19 protein-coding genes and 2 pseudogenes are annotated in these 18276 nt (G+C 64.3%); 9 read left to right on the top strand and 12 right to left on the bottom strand.

Features of this window, described 5'->3' with window-relative positions:
* The first annotated feature begins 37 nt into the window (after positions 1 to 37).
* The 5 genes from B586_RS08625 to B586_RS22405 all read left to right on the top strand — a co-directional run bounded on the left by B586_RS08625 (position 38) and on the right by B586_RS22405 (position 5618).
* The gene (locus B586_RS08625) at positions 38 to 1168 is read left to right on the top strand and encodes an aminopeptidase P family protein (protein ID WP_047316553.1); all 1131 of its coding nucleotides are present in this window, start codon (positions 38 to 40) and stop codon (positions 1166 to 1168) included.
* 14 nt (positions 1169 to 1182) lie between these two features.
* Positions 1183 to 1746: an elongation factor P gene (gene efp, locus B586_RS08630; protein ID WP_047316552.1), complete on the top strand. Its 564-nt coding sequence runs from the start codon at positions 1183 to 1185 to the stop codon at positions 1744 to 1746.
* A gap of 2 nt (positions 1747 to 1748) precedes the next feature.
* On the top strand, positions 1749 to 2255 hold the full coding sequence (gene nusB, locus B586_RS08635; protein WP_054880186.1) for a transcription antitermination factor NusB: 507 nt from the start codon (positions 1749 to 1751) through the stop codon (positions 2253 to 2255).
* Positions 2256 to 2576: 321 nt separating this feature from the next.
* The gene (locus B586_RS08640; RefSeq protein ID WP_047316550.1) at positions 2577 to 5429 is read left to right on the top strand and encodes an aminotransferase class I/II-fold pyridoxal phosphate-dependent enzyme; all 2853 of its coding nucleotides are present in this window, start codon (positions 2577 to 2579) and stop codon (positions 5427 to 5429) included.
* A gap of 54 nt (positions 5430 to 5483) precedes the next feature.
* On the top strand, positions 5484 to 5618 hold the full coding sequence (locus tag B586_RS22405) for a hypothetical protein (protein ID WP_257720475.1): 135 nt from the start codon (positions 5484 to 5486) through the stop codon (positions 5616 to 5618).
* Here B586_RS22405 and B586_RS08645 read toward each other — a convergent pair.
* The 12 genes and pseudogenes from B586_RS08645 to B586_RS08695 all read right to left on the bottom strand — a co-directional run bounded on the left by B586_RS08645 (position 5599) and on the right by B586_RS08695 (position 14689).
* Complete coding sequence (locus B586_RS08645; protein ID WP_054880185.1) at positions 5599 to 6849, bottom strand: FAD-dependent monooxygenase; 1251 nt, start codon at positions 6847 to 6849, stop codon at positions 5599 to 5601. The genes B586_RS22405 and B586_RS08645 overlap by 20 nt on opposite strands.
* 63 nt (positions 6850 to 6912) lie before the next feature.
* Positions 6913 to 7122, bottom strand: a complete 210-nt coding sequence (locus B586_RS08650) for a hypothetical protein (RefSeq protein ID WP_231584693.1) — start codon at positions 7120 to 7122, stop codon at positions 6913 to 6915.
* A gap of 290 nt (positions 7123 to 7412) precedes the next feature.
* The gene (locus B586_RS08655) at positions 7413 to 7700 is read right to left on the bottom strand and encodes a WXG100 family type VII secretion target (protein ID WP_047314358.1); all 288 of its coding nucleotides are present in this window, start codon (positions 7698 to 7700) and stop codon (positions 7413 to 7415) included.
* Positions 7701 to 7767: 67 nt separating this feature from the next.
* On the bottom strand, positions 7768 to 8067 hold the full coding sequence (locus B586_RS08660) for a WXG100 family type VII secretion target (RefSeq protein ID WP_054880184.1): 300 nt from the start codon (positions 8065 to 8067) through the stop codon (positions 7768 to 7770).
* A gap of 209 nt (positions 8068 to 8276) precedes the next feature.
* On the bottom strand, positions 8277 to 8879 hold the full coding sequence (locus tag B586_RS08665) for a PPE family protein (RefSeq protein WP_168162522.1): 603 nt from the start codon (positions 8877 to 8879) through the stop codon (positions 8277 to 8279).
* A 187-nt stretch (positions 8880 to 9066) separates the two neighbouring features.
* Positions 9067 to 9651, bottom strand: coding sequence for a PPE family protein (locus tag B586_RS08670; protein ID WP_054880182.1), 585 nt, complete (start codon positions 9649 to 9651; stop codon positions 9067 to 9069).
* Between the two features lie 145 nt (positions 9652 to 9796).
* Positions 9797 to 9995: pseudogene (locus B586_RS21595) on the bottom strand (hypothetical protein); the annotation flags it as partial.
* 62 nt (positions 9996 to 10057) lie between these two features.
* Positions 10058 to 10254 (bottom strand): annotated as a pseudogene (locus tag B586_RS22740) (acyl-CoA synthetase); the annotation flags it as partial.
* Between the two features lie 153 nt (positions 10255 to 10407).
* A complete protein-coding gene (locus B586_RS08680) occupies positions 10408 to 10947 on the bottom strand; it encodes a GNAT family N-acetyltransferase (protein WP_054880180.1) in 540 nt (179 codons plus the stop codon).
* Between the two features lie 5 nt (positions 10948 to 10952).
* A complete protein-coding gene (locus tag B586_RS08685) occupies positions 10953 to 12167 on the bottom strand; it encodes a serine hydrolase domain-containing protein (RefSeq protein WP_054880179.1) in 1215 nt (404 codons plus the stop codon).
* 10 nt (positions 12168 to 12177) lie between these two features.
* Positions 12178 to 12837, bottom strand: a complete 660-nt coding sequence (locus B586_RS08690) for a class I SAM-dependent methyltransferase (protein ID WP_054880178.1) — start codon at positions 12835 to 12837, stop codon at positions 12178 to 12180.
* 187 nt (positions 12838 to 13024) lie between these two features.
* Positions 13025 to 14689, bottom strand: a complete 1665-nt coding sequence (locus B586_RS08695) for a PE family protein (protein WP_054880177.1) — start codon at positions 14687 to 14689, stop codon at positions 13025 to 13027.
* A gap of 224 nt (positions 14690 to 14913) precedes the next feature.
* On the opposite strand from B586_RS08695, the gene pyrR reads away from it, so the two are divergent.
* From pyrR to B586_RS08715, 4 genes are read left to right on the top strand one after another with little or no spacing between them, the layout of a single operon-like run.
* Positions 14914 to 15504 carry a bifunctional pyr operon transcriptional regulator/uracil phosphoribosyltransferase PyrR gene (gene pyrR / locus B586_RS08700; protein ID WP_054880176.1) on the top strand — a complete coding sequence of 197 codons (591 nt, stop codon included), beginning with the start codon at positions 14914 to 14916 and terminating at the stop codon, positions 15502 to 15504.
* Entirely contained in the window at positions 15501 to 16466 is a 966-nt protein-coding gene (locus B586_RS08705; protein ID WP_156166558.1) for an aspartate carbamoyltransferase catalytic subunit, read from the top strand. Before pyrR ends, B586_RS08705 begins: the two co-directional genes overlap by 4 nt.
* Positions 16463 to 17755, top strand: a complete 1293-nt coding sequence (locus B586_RS08710) for a dihydroorotase (protein WP_047316292.1) — start codon at positions 16463 to 16465, stop codon at positions 17753 to 17755. The genes B586_RS08705 and B586_RS08710 overlap by 4 nt, the downstream gene beginning before the upstream one ends.
* Entirely contained in the window at positions 17752 to 18249 is a 498-nt protein-coding gene (locus B586_RS08715) for a PH-like domain-containing protein (protein ID WP_054880175.1), read from the top strand. The genes B586_RS08710 and B586_RS08715 overlap by 4 nt, the downstream gene beginning before the upstream one ends.
* The last annotated feature ends 27 nt before the right edge of the window (positions 18250 to 18276 follow it).

Genomic DNA, 18276 nt, shown 5'->3' on the forward strand with positions numbered 1-18276 from the left:
GCCGGGCAATTCAATCCAGCGGGTAGCGTCAACAGCTGTGACACATTCCCAGCGTCGAGACAATCTCAAATCACAAATCGTGGCCACCGGGCTAAACGCGATGCTGGTGACGGACCTGATCAATGTGCGCTACCTGTCGGGTTTCACTGGGTCGAACGGCGCTTTGCTGGTGTTCGCCGACGAACGCGACGCCGTGCTGGCCACCGACGGCCGCTACCGGACTCAGGCCGCGCAGCAAGCACCCGGGCTCGAGGTCGCCATTGAGCGGTCCTGCGGACGCTATTTGGCTGGCCGGGCAGCTGACGACGGCGTGCACAAGCTGGGCTTCGAAAGCCATGTGGTCACGGTCGACGGCCTGGACGCGTTAACCGGCGAGCTCGAGGGGCGCCACACCGAGTTGGTGCGTGCCTCCGGAACCGTGGAGGCGCTGCGCGAAGTCAAGGACGCTGGCGAGCTTGCGTTGCTGCGGCTAGCCTGCGAGGCGGCCGACGCCGCGCTGGCCGAGCTGGTGGCGCGCGGCGGTGTGCGTCCCGGCCGCACCGAACGCGAGGTGGGCCGCGAGCTGGAGGGGTTGATGCTCGACCATGGCGCTGACGCGCTGTCGTTCGAGACGATCGTGGCGGCCGGGCCGAATTCGGCGATCCCGCACCACCGGCCGACTGACGCGGTGCTGGAGGCGGGCGATTTCGTCAAGATCGACTTCGGTGCGCTGGTCGCCGGGTATCACTCCGACATGACCCGCACCTTCGTGCTGGGCCCGGCCGCTGACTGGCAGCTGGAGATCTATCAGCTGGTCGCCGAGGCGCAGCGTGCCGGTCGGGAGGCGTTGCGACCGGGTGCCAACCTGCGCGACGTGGACGCCGCGGCACGCCAGCTGATTGTCGACGCGGGTTACGGCCAACAGTTCAGCCACGGTTTGGGCCACGGCGTGGGCCTGGAAATCCACGAAGCGCCGGGTATCGGCGCGACCTCCGCCGGTACACTACTTGCGGGCTCCGTCGTGACCGTGGAGCCCGGCGTCTACTTGTCCGGCCGCGGCGGTGTCCGCATCGAAGACACACTGGTGGTGGCGGCTAAGGCAACGCCAGAGACGTCGACAACGTCTAGACCCACCGGGCTTACCCCGGAATTGTTGACCCGGTTCCCCAAAGAACTGGCAATCCTGTAGGAGACTCATCGACCGTGGCGACCACTGCCGATTTCAAGAACGGGCTTGTGCTGGCAATCGAAGGACAGCTTTGGACAATCATCGAGTTCCAGCACGTCAAACCCGGCAAAGGCCCGGCTTTCGTGCGCACCAAGCTCAAAAACGTCCTGTCCGGCAAGGTCGTCGACAAGACATATAACGCTGGGGTGAAGGTGGATACGGCCACCGTAGACCGGCGCGACACGACCTACCTGTACCGCGACGGTGCCGACTTTGTGTTCATGGACAGCCAGGACTACGAGCAGCATCCGCTGCCGGAGTCGCTGGTTGGCGACGCCGCGCGGTTTCTGCTGGAGGGCATGCCGGTACAGGTGGCCTTCCACAACGGTGCGCCGCTATACATCGAGCTGCCGGTGACCGTCGAACTAGAGGTCACCCACACCGAGCCGGGCTTGCAGGGCGACCGGTCCAGTGCGGGCACCAAGCCGGCCACTTTGGAGACCGGCGCCCAGATCAATGTGCCGCTGTTCATCAACACCGGCGACAAGCTCAAGGTGGATTCACGCGACGGCAGCTATCTGGGACGTGTGAACGCCTGATCATGTCTAAGCCGGTCAAGGGACGCCATCAGGCCCGTAAGCGTGCCGTCGACCTGTTGTTCGAAGCCGAGGCCCGCGGTCTGAGCCCACTTGAGGTGGTCGAGGTCCGTAGTGCACTGGCGGAATCCAAGCCGGATGTGGCGCCGCTGCATCCGTATACGGTCGTGGTCGCCCAAGGAGTTAGCGAGCACACCGCCCATATCGACGAACTGATCACCTCGCATCTACAGGGCTGGACGCTCGATCGGCTGCCAGCAGTGGATCGCGCCATTCTGCGGGTCTCGGTGTGGGAGCTGCTGTACGCCGACGACGTGCCCGAACCGGTCGCCGTCGACGAGGCGGTAGAGCTGGCCAAGGAGCTGTCTACCGATGACTCGCCTGGTTTCGTCAACGGAGTGCTGGGGCAGGTCATGCTGGTGACGCCGCAGATTCGTGCGGCCGCTCAAGCAGTCCGGCAGGCGGTGCGCACGGCCGCCGGCACTTCCGAGAACCACGCACCGCAGTCATGAGCCGGCTGCTGACCGACCCGGTCGAATCGCGCCGCGAAATGATCGCGCGCTGAGCGCAGACGGGTCACAATACTTGCTGGACTACTTGCTGGACTCGGCAAAATGGATCGGGCCACGCCTCGGACGGAAGTGGCATGAAATCCGACGCGGACACCCTGCTTTTGCGTCGCCGTCGACGAACTCGAATGTCCTCGCGACCACGCGTGGCCCTGCGGAGGAAGTGACATGCGTAGATACTGGTACCGGTCATTATTTCCTTCTCGGCGGCGATAATTAAGAGTTGCACTGACGGCGGCTACCCGCACCAGAAGAGGTGACGACATGAATCGAGACAGTGGCCATCCGCGACGACTTCGTGTTTCCGCGCTAGCGGCAGTAGCCAACCCGTCATACACGCGCATCGACACGTGGAACGTGCTCGACGACGCCTGCCGTCACCTGGCTGAGGTCGACCGCGCCGGGCTGGACACCGCCCACGACGTCGCGCGGGTCAAGCGCCTGCTCGACCGCATCGGCGCCTACGAGCGGTACTGGCTGTATCCCGGCGCGGAGAATCTGGCGGCGTTCCGCGGCTATCTTGCCACCATGGCGACGGTTCGGCTTACCGAAGAGGTATCGCTGGCCGTGCGCCTGTTGAGCGAATATGGTGACCGCACAGCGCTTTTCGATACGTCAGCGCCGCTGGCCGACCAGGAGTTGGTGGCCCAAGCCAAGCAGCAGCAGTTCTACACCGTGTTGCTCGCCGACGATGCCCCGTCCACGGCTCCGGACTGTCTGGCGGAGAGCTTGCGGGAGCTGCGCAATCCATCCGATGATGTGCAGTTCGAGCTCCTTGTGGTGTCCAGCGTTGAGGACGCCATCACCGCGGTCGCGCTGAACGGCGAGATTCAGGCCGCGATCATCCGCCATGATTTGCCGCTGCGGTCCCGCGACCGGGTGCCGTTGATGAACACCTTGTTGGGGGCCAGCGACTCGGAAAGCTCGCTGGTCACCATGGACCGCCCGCATGACTGGGTTGAATGCGGTGAGTGGATCAGGCAGCTGCGGCCCCATATCGACCTGTATCTGCTCACTGACGAGTCGATCGCGGCGGGCAGTGATGACGAGCCCGATGTCTACGACCGGACGTTCTATCGGCTCAACGACGTCACCGACCTGAACAGCACCGTACTTGCGGGCTTGCGAAACCGGTTCGCCACACCGTTTTTCGACGCGTTGCGCGCCTACGCGGCGGCGCCGGTGGGTCAATTCCATGCTCTTCCGGTCGCCCGTGGCGCCAGCATCTTTAACTCGAGGTCGCTGCAGGACATGGGCGAGTTCTACGGTCGGAACATCTTCATGGCCGAGACGTCGACCACCTCCGGTGGCCTGGATTCGTTGCTGGACCCGCACGGCAACATCAAGAAAGCGATGGACAAAGCCGCGGTTACCTGGCGCGCCAACCACACCTACTTCGTCACCAACGGAACCTCCACCGCCAACAAAATCGTCGTACAGTCGTTGACCCGGCCGGGTGACATCGTGCTGATCGACCGCAACTGCCACAAGTCGCACCACTATGGCCTGGTGCTGGCCGGCGCATACCCGATGTACCTGGATGCTTACCCGTTGCCGCAGTTCGCGATCTATGGCGCGGTATCGCTGCGCACGATCAAGAAGGCGCTGCTGGATCTCGAGGCGGCCGGACAACTGAACCGGGTCCGCATGTTGCTGCTCACCAACTGCACCTTCGACGGCGTCGTCTATAACCCGCAGCGGGTGATGGAGGAGGTGCTGGCGATCAAGCCAGACATCTGCTTCCTGTGGGACGAGGCGTGGTATGCGTTTGCTACCGCTGTGCCGTGGGCCCGGCAGCGGACCGCAATGGTGTCTGCCGAGCAACTCGAACAGCGGTTGTGGTCTGCCGAATACGCCGAGGAATACCGCAATTGGTGCGCATCGATGGACGGGATCCCCCGGTCGCAGTGGGTTGACCAGCGGCTGCTTCCCGACCCCGATCGCGCGCGGATTCGTGTGTACGCGACGCACTCCACCCACAAGTCGCTGTCGGCGCTTCGGCAGGCGTCGATGATCCATGTCCGCGATCAAGACTTCAACGCGCTGGCCCGGGATGCGTTCGGTGAGGCATTCTTGACGCACACCTCGACGTCGCCGAACCAACAACTTCTCGCGTCGCTGGACCTGGCGCGCCGCCAGGTCGACATCGAGGGATTTCAATTGGTCCGGCTGGTGTACGACATGGCGCTGGTCTTCCGTCACCGCGTCCGCAAAGACCGGCTGATCAGCAAATGGTTCCGTATCCTCGACGAGTCCGACCTAGTGCCCGACGAGTACCGGGCATCAGCGGTCAGCTCGTACCGTCAGGTTCGGCAGGGTGCGCTGGCGGAATGGAATGAGGCGTGGCGGTCCGACCAGTTCGTGCTGGATCCGACGAGGGTCACCTTGTTTGTCGGGAAGACCGGAATGAACGGATACGACTTCCGCGAGAAGATCCTGATGGAGCGATTCGGCATCCAGATCAACAAGACATCCATCAACAGCGTGCTGCTGATCTTCACCATCGGTGTCACCTGGTCGAGCGTGCATTATCTGCTCGACGTGCTGCGCCGGGTGGCCAGCGACTTTGACCGGATCCAGAAGGCGGCCAGCGGGGCCGACCTCGCGCTGCATCAGCGCCATGTTGAGGAGATCACCCAGGATCTGCCGCATCTTCCCGACTTCAGCGAGTTCGACGTCGCCTTCCGTCCCGAAGATGCCAGCTCGTTCGGTGACATGCGGTCCGCCTTCTACGCCGGGTATGAAGAGTCGGACCGCGAGTACGTACAGATCGGCACGGCCGGGCGTCAGCTTGCTGAGGGGAGGACCCTGGTGTCCACCACGTTCGTGGTGCCCTACCCGCCCGGTTTCCCGGTTCTGGTCCCTGGCCAGGTGGTGTCCAAGGAGATCATCTACTTCCTGGCCCAGCTCGACGTGAAGGAAATCCACGGATACAACCCCGACCTGGGATTGTCGGTGTTCACCGAGAATGCACTGGCTCGGATGACCGCCAGGCGCAACGCGGCGGCGGCTGCGGTGGGTTCTGCGTTCGCGGCCTTCGAGATCCCACCGGACCCGTCTGCGATGAACGGGGCCGTGAACGGCGACAGAGTGCAGGCTATCGCCGAAGACGCCTGACTCGGTCGCCTGTCTCAGAGCGAGGGCGGCAAGATCTGCGGGTACCGTGATGCTATGCGCACCACATTGCAAATTGATGACGACGTTCTGGAAGGTGCGCGCAACATCGACGGGTTCAGACGGGCGTTCGGTCGGTGCGGTGACCCCGCTGCCCACGGGGCGCAGGGGATTACCCGCGGCGGGCGCTAGAACTCGACGCTGCGTAGTCGGGCAGCTCGATCGCGTCGGCCGTGGTGAACCATTTCCGCTCGGCGAACGGCCGGAATGGCCAGCGTTGCATGTATTTCATCACCAACGCGGTCATGGTGATGTCGGCAGCGGACTTCGGCAGGTAACCGTCGATGCCGTTCGGTAGCTTCTGGCATCTGTCCACGTAGGGCCGCATCACCGTCTGATAGCGGTCCAGGGCGGCCGCCAGCGGTTCCGCATTAATGCCCGTCCCGCTACCGGCGGGGCCCAATTCACCGGCCAACACATACGCGCCGACCAAGGCCAGGCTGGTGCCCATGCCGCTCAGCGGTGACGCACAGTAGCCGGCGTCTCCGACCAGCGTGACGCGTCCAGCCGACCAGACGTTCATGTGGACCTGGGTGAACGCGTCGAAGTAGAAGTCGTCGGCTGCATGTGCAGCGGCGACGAGTGCATCGGATTGCCAACCGGCACCGGCGAACCGGGCGGCCAGCAGATCACGCTGGGCGTCAAGGTCACTGCGGTCGTAGTGGATAGGATCGGAGCGAAACGCGAGCCCCGCCTTGGCGATCGCCGGGTCATGCGACGGCCGCATCGACACGTTAAGCCCACCGGGTGCCTGATACATCAGATACCAGCCGTCCAAGCCGACGGTGTCGGGAGCGGTGAACCAGGCGTTGTAGCCGCCCAGCGGCTTGACGAAACTTTCCTCGGGTCCAAAGGCTAACCGTCGCACCGCCGAGTGCGGCCCGTCGGCCCCGACCACCAGGTCGGCGCGCACCGCCGTGCCGTCGGATAACGTCACCACCACGTTCTCGGATGCGTCGTTTGCCGTCGCCAACCCCATGATGCGGGTGCCGAATCGGTACTCGACGTCGGCTGCGGTGGCCTGGTATAGCACGTCGGCCAGGTCGCCGCGAAGGATCTCAAGTTTGCTGACCATGCCGTTGCCGTGGAATGCCTCGACCGGCATTTCGCTGCGGCGCCGCCCGTCGGCGGTTACCCAGGCGACGCCCCGCTGGTCGAGGCTGCGCTCGCGCATGCGGTCCATCAGCCCCATCCGCTCGACGACCGCCCGCCCCGCGCCGCGCAAGTCGACAGTCTGGCCGCCCGGGCGGATGCCGTCGGCGATCTCCAGCACCACCACGCGGTGGCCGGCCCGGTTGAGCCAAAACGCAAGGGCAGGACCGGCGATGCCTGCGCCGCTGATCAGAACCGTCGGCTTCGACATGGGGCTCAGCTTATGGCACGGCCGCTGCTTGTTCAGAAATGCTTCGCGATAACGAGTATTCGTTCACTGGGGCCAGTATTCGTTCATCGGGTAGGCGAATCGGTCATTGTTGGTGAGCCGGGGCAGTTGGAGAGCGTCTTCGATGGTGCGCGCCAGGCTGTGATGATTGTTGTATTCGACGGCAGCGAAGTGGCCTTGACGCATCCCGGAATAGTCCTCGTCCCACGTGATGAAAATGGCAGAGCGCTGCGTCTGGAATGCGGGAGAGTTCACGATCTTGGGCACCATGTCCGCGAGGAACTTGTCGCCAGAGGCGACGTAGGCATTCCATCAACGGCATGCTCGGTTCCATTGACTACGAACACATCTGCGCGTAGCCGAAGAACGTGATACCTCCACACCTAGCCCGACCATGGGCGAGTGGCCGCCTCTGCTGGCGTAAAGGTCGTTACCGCGATCGTGCCGCTGCGCGGTGCTCGGCTCATCTTAGGATCAATCCCCGACAACCAACGTCTTGGTGATTCCCGGGGATTGTCACTTCACCTAACTGGCCGGTGTGGGGGTTAGGCCCATGCGGAACCGACGGAGCGGTCGGTGTCGGCCATGTTGTTACCGGCGGCTTGCACTTTTTGGCCGTGGGCGTTGGCCTGCTCATAGATCATCTGGAAGTTGCGGCCCAAATCTGTGATGAACTGCTCGCATGCCGCCGAGCCCTGGCCGCCCCAAAAGTCAGCGGCGTCGCGCACACTGGCCAGGATGGCCTGGTGGGTGGCTTCCAACGACGCGGCTTGCGCGCGGATGGTGGCGCCGTGGGCGTCGATATCCCCGAACTGGTAGTTAATGCTGGACATGAGTTTTTGTGCTCCTCAATTGAGAAAGTGAATGAGAAAAGGTCGTGGACAGCAGTAGTTTTCGAGGCTAGCTGCTTTGCAGGATCTGCTGGGAGGCCTGCTCTTGCTGCTCGTAGCGGGTGGCGGCGGCACCTAGCTGGTCACGCACCTCGTGCAGCATGTTCACGATGTTGCGAAACGCCTGATTCATCTGCCCCATGGTGTCAAAGGACGTCGCCTGCGCGGCCCCGCTCCAGCCCGCACCCGCGATGTTCAGCGTCGAGGCCCACATCTTGTGCGACTCGTCCTCCACCGTCTGGCCGTGCATCTCAAAACGGCGCGCCATATCCCGCATCGCGTGCGGATCGGTCATAAAACGTGCGGTCATACTTTTTATCTCCTTACAGTTAATTTCGTTACGTTATGGGTGACACAGTCCAAAGCCGCAGTGGTTATCCGCCGGCCAGGTGGCGGGCCATCATGAACAGAAGCTACGGCGGCCCACTACCGGGCCAGAGTCCGATACCTCTGGGTAGGGTGATCCCACCACCGACCGCCCATCCATCTACGACACCAATTTTCAAATGCCGCCAGCGGTCAGGAGAATTTCTCTTCGTCGAAGGTGGCGCTGCTGATGGGATGATAGCCGCTGGACCTGGAAGAGCTGCCGTGGACCGCTTGCGGCGCCGGTGTAATTCCTGCTTCTTCAACCTGCCTCGTAATCTCGAAGGCAGCAAACTGATACTGATTCATCGCTTCCGCATTCTGGGCCCACATCTTTTGGTATTCGTCATCCAGCTCCATGATTTTGGTGGTGAATTGCCCCAAAAGGTTGGTTGTCTTCATAGTTAAGGTAGCCGCGCGGTTTGCCACTATCGTAGATGTCGGCACCATCGCCTTGACCGCCCTGTCGTAGGCCTGCGCCGCTAGACCGAGATACACGGCGGTCGCACTGGCCGTTCCGGCGTGTCCATTTAGCCAGGAAGTGTACTGATTTGCCGCGTCTATAAAATGGCGCGCTGCCGGACCTTTAAACGAGTCTTGCGTCGCGCTAACTTGATCTTTCCACCGTTTCATCTGAGAATACAACTCTACCGTCAGATCTCCCCATGCTTTTACAGCGGTCCGTATCGGCATAGAACCCGGACCCTGGATATTGCTAACGTTGACCTCGGGTGGTAATGCGTTGAAATTTGGCACCTCGGTTACTTTCTCTTCAACTCTACAATCAACATATCGCCGGTAGATCTATTCGCCGGTAGCAAACCTGAGTCGCTAAGCTGTAACACGATCCTCGTCAGTGTGCGTGTAAGCAGATGCGGGAGCACCCTGAAACGCTTTCCTTGCCACAGCGCCGGCACCAATCCAACAAGAGGATTTAGATTTATCATCCGTCTTCTTCGGTGGTGGTTTGAGAGCTGCCGAAGGGCCTGTAAAAGCCGTGGACTACCAGCGGCGCCGGTGTAATTGCTGTTTCTTCAGCCCGCTTCATAATATCGAAGGTAACAAACTGATACTCATTCATCGCTTCTGCATTCCGTGCCCACATCTTTTCGTATTTGCGGTCCAACTCCGCGATTTTGGTGGTGAATTGCCCCAAAAAATTGGTTGTTTTCAGAGTTAAGGCAGTCGCGCGGTTCGCCACTATCGCAGTATGCGGCGTCATCAAGCGGACCGCCGTGTCGTAGGCCTGCGCCGCTTCACCGAGATGCAAGGCGGTACAATTGGCCGTGTAGGCGTGGTTATACAGCCAGGCGTGGTATTGCTTTGCCGCTTGTAAAAAATAGCCCGCTGCCGGACCTTTAAACGAGTCTTGCGTCGCGCTAACTTGAGTTCCCCACCCGTCCGCCGCAGAAGCCAACTCTTTCGCCAGACTTTCCCATGCTGTTTGAGCGGTCCGTATCGGCTTAGAACCCGGACCCTGGATATTGCTAACGTTGACCTCGGGTGGTAATGCGTTGAAATTTGGCACCTCGGTTACTTTCTCTTCAACTCTACAATCAACATATCGCCGGTAGATCTATTCGCCGGTAGCAAACCTGAGTCGCTAAGCTGTGACACGATCCTCGTCGTTATCCTGGTCAGTGTGCGCATAAGCAGATGCGGTAGCCGCCTGAAACGCCTTCCTCGCCACGGCGCCGGCACCATCGATCATCGGTGATCCGGTGCGCCAGCACCGCCCGATCTGAGTCCAGACGTTTGCCCGGTCACCTCAAGCTCGAGTTCATCGAGCCGGCAGAAAGTGGTCAAGTCAGCGCAACCGAAACCCGCACCACCGGTACACCCGCATCTGCGGAGAGCCCGAAAACGACACAACGCCAAACCTTCCTCATTATTGAATATAAGCGGCGTTTGATCAAATTGGCTGTGCAGCGTCATCAAGCCCCGTTTGGCACGCGGCTTGTCTGCACGTTATTGGCGGGTCGCGCCTCGGTTAGTTCCTCGGTCCAGCGTTAGACCTGCTTGCCTGCAGGTGAATGCTTCACCTCGTCGACCAGCAAAAGACTGTACGGCACTTGGTATTCCGCGATCTCGCAGTGCACGAAATATTGTCCAGCTGGCGCAGCGACGGCCGGCGTTAGTCAAACGCAGCGTCACTGATGTCGGCAGCGGGATCGGCGATAGTCAAGGCCACGGTGACAAAACTAGAACCTGTTTCAGTTCACCGCAAGGTTATTCCGGTCACAATCACAACGTGTCACCATCGACGTCTCGACCGCCAGCTGAGTCAGCGCAAGATTTTTGCGTAAAGCAAGCTGTCGCGCGGTTCAGGGCCCATGGACGGGTAGACGGCGTGGCGGACGAGCCGGCCCTCCAACGCGAAGCCGGCTCGTTCCATCAGTTGCGCCGAGCGTGTGTTGTCGACACTGCAGGTGGCCCAGACCCGGTACACGTCTGGGTCGGTGTTCAGCGCGGTGAGCAATAGGGTGAGCGCCTCCGACATCAAGCCTTTGCCCCACCACCGCCGACCGAGGCAGTACCCAACTTCGACGGAGTGCTGCACCGGGCGTCGGCAGCTGGTCAGCCCGATGACATCGCCGCTGTTTCGCAGCGTGATGGCCCAGGTCCGCTCGTTGTCGCTGACATTGGTGCGCTCGGCGATGACCCGTCGCGTTGCCGCGACGTCTGGGTGTGGCGTCCACAGCAGGTATCGCGTGACCTCGGGATCGCGGGCGACCCGTTGGAAAATCGGGCCGGCGTCGTCGAGCTCGGGTAGGCGCAGCAGCAGTCGGGGCCCGGTAATCCGGTCAGGGGGGTAATTGACCATCTCCGCTAAAGCCCTAGCGCACGATAGGTGTGGCGGACGAACTTGGGTTGTGCCGTTCGCAGCTTCGCCTGCGAAGTGTTACCCGCGACGGCGGCCGCGGCGTCGGAGGACAGCATAGGCAAATTCTGGACCAAGTACAGCAAGATCAGGTTGGCGGCCGGGTCGGCCTGCCACCACGTCCCATAGGCGCCAGGCCAACTAAATGTCCCGAGCCCGCCCGGCCCGAATAGCGGCGCGCACTTCGCCGGGTCGGTCACCACCGACAAATTCAACCCGAACCCACGGCCAACCCAGAACGGCGCCCCAAGGAAGGCGTGCCGCTTGTGTTTGTCGGTGAGCCGGTCCGTGCGCATCAGGTGCGCCGACTCAGCGGATAGCACTCGCACGCCGTCGACTGTTCCGTCACCGAGCAGCATCCGCACGAACCGCAGGTAGTCGTCGGCGGTCGACCATAATCCGCCGCCGGCGTTACAGAATGACGGTGGCTTGACATGTGGTGGCCCCATCACGTCGTGTCGTAGCTGGTTCTTCTCGTCGAGTCGGTACATGGTCGCTGCGCGTGGCCGCATGTCGGCGGGGATGAAGAACCCGGTGTCGGTCATGCCCGCCGGGCCCAGGATTCGTTCGTCGAGAACCTGGTTAAACGGTTTGCCCTCGATGCGGGACACGATGACGCCCAGCACGTCTATCGAGTGGCTGTAAGTGACCCGGTCGCCGGGTTGATGCACTAGCGGGAGCGCGGCCAGCTCGGTCAGCCAAGCGTCGGAGCCCCGACCGAATGGCAGTCGCAGGTATGCCCGCGAGATCGGCCCGGGTACCGAGAAGCCGTAGGCCAGGCCGCTGGTATGGGTGAGTAGATCCTCGAGCAGAATGGGGCGCCGCGCCGGGTGCGTCCGGTCTAGCGGACCGTCCGGTTGGTCGAGCACCCGCAGCTCGGCCAATTCCGGCGCCCAGCGCGTGATCGGGTCGTGCAGTGCCAGCTTGCCGTCGTCGACCAGACTCATCACCGCGGCCACCGTGACCGGCTTGGTCATCGACGCGATACGAAACAGCGTGTCTCTTTGCATCGGCAGGCCCGCATCGATGTCTCGGTAACCGATCTCATTGACCTGCAACGTTTCTCCGCGATGCCAGACCATCGTCAGCGCGCCGGCGAGGAGGCCGGCATCGCAAACCTCGCGGATGGAGGTCTGATTGCCCACGAGGCTGCGGCGATTCACCCGGTTTAGGTTAGCTGCCGTCGTGCCGCTGCGCGCGGACGTACCAGAACGCCATCTCGATTTCGGTGCCGTCCTGTTCGCGACGAACCGTGGTGGGTTCCAACGACGCAATATCCCAGCCCGCGTCGCCCAGGACGTCGTGCAACGTCTGCTTGGTGACCCCGGGCAGCGGCCGCTCCACGTCTGACGGGTTGGCGTCGGAGAAGCAGCTGATCAACAGGGTGGCGCCGGGTCTGGTCGCACGATGAACTGCGACGGCGTAGCTGCGTTTGCCGTCGTCGTCTAGGCAGTGGAACATGCCGCTGTCGATGACGGTGTCGAATGCATTGGTGTAGCCGTCGAGCTTGGTGGAGTCGGCAACCGCGAACTTTACCGCGACTCCGGCGTCCTTGGCCCGCTGCTCGGCGGTGATCAGCGCGGTCGACGAGATGTCCAACCCGGTCACCCTAAATCCGTTTTTGGCCAGGTAGATGGCGTTGTCGCCAAGCCCGCAGCCGATGTCGAGAACATCGCCGTGCACCCAGCCGCCGCTCTGCCACTCGATGACATTCTCCTTGGGCGCCTTGGTATCCCATGGTGGTGTGGACATCGGCGGGAGGCCGTCGCCCGGGCTCTCACCGCGATAGAGAGCATCGAAATCTAGGCGTTGGGAGGAATTAGTTCCTGTCATTTTCGCCAGCGTAGTCCGACTTCCTGGATTGGTGGCGTGGTGGAGATGTGAGCAGAACTTGGCGAAGAGTAGGCCGAAATCATTGTCTTAGCAAGAGAATTAGCGGGCCGGACCGGCGCTGCGGCGGCCTCAACCCGCTGGGGTGGTGCGGTGCCAGCGTTGGATACCGCCAGGTCGGCAGTCGCGGCTACGGCGGTCCCGTCGCGCCAGCATTGCCGAAGAGCCTCCCGCCGGCACCGCCGGCCCCGCCGGGCGCACCGTTGACGCCGGCCCCGCCGGCACCGCCGTTGCCGACGAGTTGGGCGCTGCCGCCAGCGCCGCCGCCGGAGGCGGCACCTGCCAAGCCGGATGCGCCGGCGGGACTGCCGGTGCCGCCGGAACCGGCGCTACCCCCGGCTGCACCCGCGCCGCCCGCGCCGCCGTTGCCATACACCAACCCAGCGATACCACCGCCGCCGCCGATGGCGGCGTCGCCGCCATCACCTCCGGCGCCACCGCCGCCGCCGGCGCCGCTCACGTCACCGCCGCCGCCGTCGCCGCCATCACCTCCGGCACCACCGTTACCGCCGTCGCCGCCGAAGCCCAGCAGTCCGCCGCCGGCGCCGCCCGCTCCGCCCATGGCGGCGGCGCCGCCCGCGCCGCCCTTGCCGCCATCGCCAAATTCGGGGCCGCCTTTGCCGCCGAGGCCGCCGTCGCCGCCGTCGCCGCCTGCGCCGCCACCGCCACCGTTACCACCGGCCCCGCCGAAGCCCAGCAGTCCGCCGCCGGCTCCGCCCGCTCCGCCCATGGCGGCGGCGCCGCCCGCGCCGCCCGCGCCGCCGGCTTCGTTGCCGGGGCCGCCAGCCCCGCCGAGCCCGCCGGCCCCTCCGGCCCCTCCGGCGCCGCCGACGCCCACCAGCCCGCCACCAGCTCCACCCGCTCCGCCCATGGCACCGTTGCCGCCGACGCCGCCGGCGAAGCCGTTTTGGTAGTAGGCGCCTGCGCCACCAGCCCCTCCGGCCCCTCCGGCCCCGCCGGCCCCGCCGATGCCGTACAGCACTCCGGCGTGCCCGCCGGGTGCGCCCAGCCCGCCGTCGCCACCGGGTGCGCCGTGGTCGACGAGGCCGGTGCTGCCGGTGCTGCCGGCCCCGCCGACGCCGCCGGCGCCGCCGTTACCGAATAACCCGATGGCATTGCCGCCGGCGCCGCCGGCCCCACCGGAAAGCGGTGCCGCGGCATTGCCTCCGCTCGCGCCACCGGCACCACCGGGCCCGCCGTTGCCGACCAGCCACCCGCCGGCCCCGCCGGCCCCGCCATTGGTGCCTGCGACACCGGCGCCGGCATTGAAACCGGCACCGCCAGCCCCACCATTGCCCCACAACCCCGCCGGTCCACCTGAGCCGCCGGGCACACCAGCGGTGTTGCTGGCGCCGCCGTTGCCGCCGTTGCCGTACAACAGCCCGCCGGGCCCGCCGGGCTGCCCCGGCCCACCGTTGGTGCCGTCGCCGATCAACAGGCGTCCCCACAGCGCCTGGCTGGGCGCGTTGATCGCGCCGAGCACCTGCTGCTCCAGCATTTGCAGTGGCGAGGCGTTGGCGGCTTCGGCGCTGGCATACCCCCCGGCCCCAGACGTCAAAGCCTGCACAAACCGGGTTTGGAACTCCGCTGCCCGGGCGCTGATTATCTGATAGGTCTGGCCGTGCGAACTGAACAGCGCCGCGATCGCCGCCGACACCTCATCCTCACCCGCCGCCAGCAACGCCGTGATCGGGGCCAAGGCGGCGGCGTTGGCCGCGTCGAGCGCAGAACCCACACGCGCCACATCCGAAGCCACCGATATCAACGACTCTGGCGCCACCATCACAAACGACATTCGATACCCTCACAGAGCGGAGCAGCAGATCGATGTTATCGCCGTTCCCGCATACCAGAGACCGTTATCTGGGAAAGTCTTCCCGCCGATACGCCCGCTGCTCAGACCCGCGCGCCCCGCGTCGTCGTCCGTGGCGCGCGGTGCTACGCTGCCGGGCAGTCGACATCCTTTAACGATCCGTCCGGAGAGGCGGAGAAGGAGGTCTGCGTACCACCATGTCTCGCATGGGTGCCGCGGATGACCCCGCTTTTGGCTTGGGATCCAGAGGATCCCAAGAACTTATGTCCGCGGCCGACGTCGGTCGCACCATTTCCCGCATTGCTCACCAGATCATCGAGAAGACCGCATTAGATGGCCCCGATGCGCCGCGGGTAGTGCTGCTGGGAATTCCGACCCGCGGCGTCATCTTGGCCACGCGCCTGGCCAGCAACATCGGCGAGTACAGCGGAATTGAGGTGGGCTGCGGCGGGCTGGACATCACCCTGTACCGCGACGACCTGATGATGCAGCCGCCGCGGCCGCTGGAGGCCACGTCGATCCCGGCCGGCGGCGTCGACGACGCGCTGGTGATCCTGGTCGACGACGTACTGTATTCCGGTCGCTCGGTGCGCGCCGCCCTCGATGCGCTGCGCGACGCGGGCCGGCCGCGGGTCGTCCAGTTGGCCGTGCTGGTCGATCGTGGCCACCGGGAACTGCCGCTCCGCGCCGACTACGTAGGCAAGAACGTGCCTACCTCGCGCCGGGAGAGCGTGCATGTGTTGCTGCGTGAGCACGACGGCCGCGACGGCGTGGTGATATCCAGGGACGGTGCGTGATGAGCAGACATCTGCTGACCGCCGGTGACTTGAGCCGCGACGACGCCACCGCAATCCTCGACGATGCCGATCGGTTCGCGCAGGCTCTGGTGGGTCGCGAGATCAAGAAGCTGCCGACGCTGCGCGGTCGCACGGTAATCACGATGTTCTATGAGAACTCGACTCGCACCCGAGTGTCGTTCGAGGTGGCCGGCAAGTGGATGAGCGCCGATGTGATCAACGTCAGCGCGGCCGGATCGTCGGCGAGTAAGGGCGAATCGTTGCGCGACACCGCGCTGACGCTGCGTGCGGCCGGCGCTGACGCGTTGATCATCCGGCACCCGGCCTCCGGTGCCGCGCATCTGCTCGCCGAGTGGACTGCTGCTGAGACCGATGAGGGTGGCCCGGCGGTGATCAATGCCGGCGACGGCACTCATGAGCACCCGACCCAGGCGCTGCTGGACGCGCTCACCATCCGTCAGCGGCTCGGCGGCATTGAAGGCCGGCGCATCGTGATCGTCGGCGACATCGTCCACAGCCGGGTCGCGCGGTCCAACGTCGTGCTGCTGGACACCCTGGGCGCCGAGGTGGTGCTGGTGGCGCCGCCGACCTTGTTGCCGGTCGGGGTTGACGGCTGGCCGGCCACTATCTCAGGCGACTTCGACGCCGAACTGCCCGCCGCCGACGCGGTGCTGATGCTGCGGGTACAGGCCGAACGGATGAATGGCGGCTTCTTCCCGTCTGTCCGCGAGTATTCCTGTCTCTACGGGCTAACCGAGCGGCGTCAGGCGATGCTGCCCGGCCATGCCGTGGTGCTGCACCCGGGGCCCATGCTGCGTGGCATGGAGATCGCCTCGTCAGTGGCTGACTCGTCGCAGTCAGCTGTGTTGCAACAGGTTTCCAACGGTGTGCATGTGCGGATGGCAGTGCTTTTCCATGTGCTGGTCGGGACCGAGTCAGCCGAAAAAGAGGGTGCGGCATGAGCGTCTTACTTCGCGGTGTCCGGTTGTATGGCGAAGGTGAACGGGTCGATGTCATGGTTGAGGACGGCCAAATCGCCAACATTGGTCCGGGCCTTGCCATTCCCGATACTGCTGACGTGATCGACGCCACCGGCCAGGTGCTGCTGCCCGGCCTGGTAGACCTGCACACCCACCTGCGTGAGCCGGGACGCGAATATGCCGAGGACATCGAAACTGGTTCGGCAGCAGCGGCTCTCGGTGGTTACACCGCGGTTTTTGCGATGCCCAATACCACCCCGGTGGCGGACAGTCCGGTGGTTACCGACCATGTCTGGCACCGCGGCCAGCAGGTCGGCCTGGTTGATGTGCACCCCGTCGGTGCGGTCACGGTTGGCCTGGCCGGAGCCGAGCTCACCGAGATGGGCATGATGGCTGCCGGCGCCGCGCAGGTGCGGCTCTTCTCCGACGACGGCAACTGCGTGCATAACCCGTTGGTGATGCGTCGTGCCCTGGAGTACGCCACCGGTCTGGGGGTGCTGATCGCCCAGCACGCCGAGGAGCCGAGGCTGACTGTTGGCGCTGTTGCGCACGAGGGGCCTATGGCCGCCAGGCTGGGATTGTCCGGATGGCCCAGGGCAGCCGAGGAATCGATCGTCGCCCGCGACGCCCTGCTGGCCCGCGACGCCGGCGCTCGGGTACACATCTGCCACGCCTCCACCGCCGGCACCGTGGATATTCTGAAATGGGCTAAAGCGCAAGGTATTTCGATCACCGCCGAAGTCACCCCGCATCACCTACTGCTCGACGACAGCAGGCTAGCCAGCTACGACGGGGTGAATCGGGTCAACCCGCCGCTGCGTGAAGCCGCGGATGCAATCGCACTGCGGCAGGCGTTGGCCGACGGGATCATCGATTGTGTGGCTACTGACCACGCCCCGCATGCCGAGCATGAGAAATGCGTCGAGTTCTGCGCGGCGCGCCCCGGCATGCTGGGCTTGCAGACGGCGCTGTCGGTGGTGGCGCACACAATGGTGGTGCCCGGCTTATTAACCTGGCGCGATGTCGCGCGGGTGATGAGTGAGAACCCGGCGCGCATCGCCGGGTTGCCCGATCATGGCCGGCCGCTGGAGGTGGGTGAACCGGCTAACCTGACGGTGGTGGACCCGGACGCTACCTGGACGGTCACCGGCGCCGGCTTGGCCAGCCGGTCAGCCAACACGCCGTACGAGTCGATGACCCTGCCCGTCACAGTGACTGCGACCCTGCTGCGCGGGAAGGTCACCGCCCGGGATCAGAAGAGCCCGGCATGAACTCCGGCACCCTGGTGGGGTCACTGGTTTTCGCGACGGTGCTGGTGGTGTTGGTCGCAGTGATGATCCAACTGATGATGCGCGGATGGCGGCGTCGTGGGCGGCGGCAGGCGGAGCTGATCGGCACCCTGCCCGACATGCCCGACGAGGTGGGTTCGGTAACTATTACTACCCGCGGCATGTACGTCGGGTGCACGATGGCGCCATCTTGGAACGACCGGATCGCGGTCGGCGATCTTGGGTATCGCAGCAAAGCGGTGCTGACCCGCTATCCCGAAGGAATCATGTTGCAGCGCAGCGGTGCCCGCCCGATTTGGATTCCACAGGAGTCGATTACTGCCATCCGTACCGAGCGCGGCATCGCCGGAAAGGTCGCCGCTCGCAATGGGATACTGGCGATCCGGTGGCGGCTACCGTCGGGCGTTGAAATCGATACTGGGTTTCGGGCAGACAACCGTGACCAATACGACGGTTGGCTCGAGGAGGCCTCGTGAACCGCGCCGACGACGATGCAGAGCAAA

Source organism: Mycobacterium haemophilum DSM 44634, assembly GCF_000340435.2.
GTDB lineage: Bacteria > Actinomycetota > Actinomycetes > Mycobacteriales > Mycobacteriaceae > Mycobacterium > Mycobacterium haemophilum.